This is a genomic window from Mycobacterium sp. TH-M82 (assembly GCF_057473605.1).
In genome coordinates, this window is the sequence record NZ_JBYCKY010000714.1 from 1 (window position 1) to 2797 (window position 2797).

The 2797-nt window shown below is 67.5% G+C and carries 3 protein-coding genes and 1 pseudogene; 1 reads left to right on the forward strand and 3 read right to left on the reverse strand.

What is annotated here, in order from left to right:
• The 3 genes from AC2VON_RS20835 to AC2VON_RS20845 form a co-directional block, all read right to left on the reverse strand.
• Positions 1-425: AAA family ATPase (locus AC2VON_RS20835; RefSeq protein ID WP_486954617.1), on the reverse strand; the 425-nt coding region annotated here is incomplete at its 3' end.
• Positions 422-1825: a transposase gene (locus AC2VON_RS20840; protein ID WP_486954618.1), complete on the reverse strand. Its 1404-nt coding sequence runs from the start codon at positions 1823-1825 to the stop codon at positions 422-424. The genes AC2VON_RS20835 and AC2VON_RS20840, both read right to left, overlap by 4 nt.
• Positions 1826-1874: 49 nt before the next feature.
• Positions 1875-2501 (reverse strand): hypothetical protein, encoded by a 627-nt coding sequence (locus AC2VON_RS20845; RefSeq protein ID WP_486954619.1) that lies wholly within the window; start codon positions 2499-2501, stop codon positions 1875-1877.
• A 195-nt stretch (positions 2502-2696) separates the two neighbouring features.
• On the opposite strand from AC2VON_RS20845, the pseudogene AC2VON_RS20850 reads away from it, so the two are divergent.
• A pseudogene (locus AC2VON_RS20850) lies at positions 2697-2797 on the forward strand (IS21-like element helper ATPase IstB); the annotation flags it as partial.

The following is a 2797-nucleotide window of genomic DNA, read 5'->3' on the forward strand; positions in this document are numbered from 1 at the left end:
AGTTGATCGTGGCCGAGCAGGTGGGCTTCCTCGATGACCACGACGGGGGTGCGGCCCCGTTCGTCGCGTTCGGCGGCGAGTGCGTCGGCGGCCTGGGGTGCCAGCGTGGCGTGATGGGTCAATGGTTGCCCGCCGAGGGAGGAGACGATGCGGTGGTGGATGCCGCGCACCCCAACGGTGGGGTCGGGCAGGTAGATGATGGTGTGGCGGCTGCGGTCGAGGTTGTCGAGTGCGGCGCGCACGGCGACGGTTTTGCCGGCGCCGACTTCGCCGGTGATCACCCCGATGCGCCGTTCGGTTACGCACCAGCCGATGCGGGCGACCGCTTCGTTGTGCGCGGCATGCCGGTGCAGCATGGAGGGGGCCAGGTCGCGGCCGAACGGCATCCGGGAAAAGCCGTAGTAGGAGGCCAGTTTATCGATCATCGTTGCACTTCCTGTCCGGTGAGGAGGTCGAGCTGGCCGGGGATCTGGTCGGCAGCTGCGGTGAAGGCGGCGTAGTTGACGCCGCGGGCGATTTCGGCTTGGTGGGCGGTCTCGATCAGCTTGGCGTAGTCGATTCCGCTGGGCTTTGTTGGTGCGGTGGGGGTTTCGGGTTTGGCCTTGGGATGGGAATGTCGCCCGATGTGGTGCGGGATGGCCAACCCCATCGGCACACCGGCCGCACGGACCTCGATGCGGGTCAAATCGAACGGGTCAAAGACCAGCTCGACCTTGCGCCCCACCAGCGACGGGTCGACCTCGTAGGTGTTGCCGTGCAGCGAGACGGTCGCGGTCTTGGTCACGCGGCGGTGTTCTTCCCACAAGAACGCTTCGGTCAGCGTCTCAGGTGCCGGTAACGGGATCGGGTCACCGGCACACCAGCGGGCCAGCGGGGTTTGGCCGGTCTCGGAATGTGTCGCCCGGTGATACTGAGTTTCGACCCAGGCGGCAAAGAGCCGGTTCAACTCGGCCAGGTCGGTGACGTGGTGGCGTCCGATCACGTCGGGCTCACCGGTGATTTCGACCAGGAACTGCTCGCGCACGGTGCGGAAGAACCGTTCGATCTTGCCGCGGCCTTCCGGCCGGCCGGGCTTGGAATGAACCAGGCGTATTCCGAGTTTGGCGCAGGCCCGCAACAGCCACCGATCGACGTAGGCTGCCCCGTTGTCGACGTAGACGGCCTTGGGTACGCCGCGGGCGGCCAGCGCCGGGCGCAGTGCTGTGGCCAGCCGTACCGTGTCTTCGGCATAACCCCACCGGTAGCCCGGCAGCAGCCGGGAGTGATCATCAAGGAAAGCGAACAAATAGGTTTTACGGGCTGCGATCGCCATGCCGTGCAACGCATCTCCTGTCCACAGGTCGTTGGGGTGTTCGGCTTCGAACCGGCCGAATACCGCCGCTGATCCGCCAGCGGTCTCGCAGATGAGCCCGAGCCGGTGGAAGTTGCGTTGCAGGGTACGTTCGTCGGGTGCCCAGCCCAGCTGGGTGCGCAGGATTCGCCGGATCGCCGCGGCGGTGCGATCGGGGTTCTCCCGGCGCAGCGCCACCGCCAGCTCCAACACCTCGGCCGGGGTGCGGGGGGTGCACTGGCGCGGGTTGGGCACCAGTGCGTCGAAACCGCCGGCACGCCAGTCCCGTATCCAGCGGTCTATGGTCTGCCGGCTGATCTGCACCTTCCGGTCGAACGGGTCGGTGTGTTCACGGCCGGCCAGCTCGCGCACCAGCTTTCCGCGTTCCTTGGTGGAATGCACCGGATCGGCGGCCTCCCGGATCAACTGATACCGGAATAACCCGATCGCCCAGGCCCGCTCAGCCCGCACCTTCGCCTCGTCGTCGCCGAGCATCGTCGGTTCTCCTTTGCTGTCGGTGGAAAAAACACAACAGCGCACAGAATTACGGCCGCATCGGCCCCAGCGGCAGGGTCGACTCGTGTTGCACCCGCTCCGGCGGCCAACCCGGTGTCAGCAATCGACCCCCCGAGATCGCCACCGCGGCCACCGCCAGCGGCACCGTGGGCAGCACAAACCGGTGTGTGATCGCGGCCGCGACCGCGGCGATCGCCGTCACCGCATCGGCGATCGGGCCGCCAGCAGGCTGCGGCATCACCGGATCGGCATCCACCGCACGCAGCCACACCGTGAACACCGCCCGCACCGCCTCGGCCCGCCCGGCGAACCGACGCAGCCAACCACGCACCGTTTCGACCGGACGAGCCAGATCGGCCGCGATCCGGCGAAACCCCACCCGCCGCGACGCCTTCGCCGCCAACGCCGACACGATCACCCCGGCCGCATCCGCGCGGCGCAGCAACGCCGTCACCGGCAACAACACATGGGTCACCCCACAGCCGGTGCACCGCGACCGGCGAGGACACAACCGCATCGGCCCGTCGGAGCCGCGCAGCCGTCGTAGCCTGGCCCACCCCCAGCCCGCCAGCACGCCGCCGCACCCCGGGCAGCTCAGCTCGCCCGCCACCAACCGGCGCTCGACTACATCGACATCAGCCTCTACCGTGACCACTGCGCCTCCAAGCGCGCACAGACGGCCCTCCCGAAAACTCCGCCTAAAGAGAAACCGGGAGGGCCGTCGCCTACAACGACGTGATCACCATGCCGCCCCGGCACCACAGAAACCAACCGCCGGCAACGCCACCCCAGGAATGCTCACCGTCAGTGCCGGACCACTACCCCCAGGTGCTCACCCTGAATGCCCCCGAACAAGTTAGTCGAAGCCGCCGACGACAAGCAACTCACCAAACTGATAAGCCGCTATGGCAGAGTGGACTTGATCCTCGTTGACGAATTGGGGTACTTGCA